Source organism: Mesorhizobium sp. M4B.F.Ca.ET.017.02.2.1 (genome assembly GCF_003998955.1).
Classification (GTDB): Bacteria; Pseudomonadota; Alphaproteobacteria; order Rhizobiales; family Rhizobiaceae; genus Mesorhizobium; species Mesorhizobium abyssinicae.
The window spans coordinates 1-535 of sequence record NZ_RZOF01000698.1 but is presented as its reverse complement, the minus strand read 5'-3'; the positions used below and the strand labels follow the sequence as shown (position 1 = coordinate 535).

The window sequence follows — 535 nt, the reverse complement described above, 5'->3', positions numbered from 1 at the left end:
GCCGTGCCGGGAGCCCCCCTGCGCGCGGCGGCGAAGGTGCTTGGCAAAGGCAAGGCGTGGGACGCCCTGACGGCAAGTCAGATCTGCGATCCGTCGCTGCTTGTCTCGGAGGGATGGATTCCGCAAGCCGACACGCTGGACCAACTCACCGAACTGGCGCGGCGGCGCAAATCGGCCGCCGCTCACGCGCGATAGATCGTCCCTAGCAGTATTTTGAGATCGAGGCCGATCGAGGCCGTCCTGAGATATTCGGCATCGGTTTCCGCGCAGAGCCTCGGGTCCGACATGTCGATGCCGCGGATCTGGGCGAGGCCGGTGATGCCGGGAAGCGCCGACAGCACGCCGAGCGCCCGGCGACGCTCCACAAGTTCGGTCTGCGTGGGCAGGCACGGCCGCGGCCCGACCAGGCTCATTTCGCCCCTGAGCACGTTCCAGAGTTGCGGCAGCTCGTCGATCTTGGCCCGGCGCAATGCCTTGCCAACGGCGGTAATGGCCTGTGACGGCGCCTCATGCGTGGGCAAGGACGGCGTTCCCC

At 67.7% G+C, this 535-nt stretch carries 1 protein-coding gene and 1 pseudogene; one reads left to right on the top strand and one right to left on the bottom strand.

Features of this window, described 5'->3' with window-relative positions:
- Positions 1-195: pseudogene (locus tag EN738_RS34930) on the top strand (epimerase); the annotation flags it as partial.
- Here the strand turns inward: EN738_RS34930 and EN738_RS34925 are convergent.
- Positions 183-535, bottom strand: a 353-nt coding sequence (locus tag EN738_RS34925) for a sugar transferase (protein ID WP_145967071.1), incomplete at its 5' end; no start/stop codon positions are given. The pseudogene EN738_RS34930 and the gene EN738_RS34925 overlap by 13 nt on opposite strands.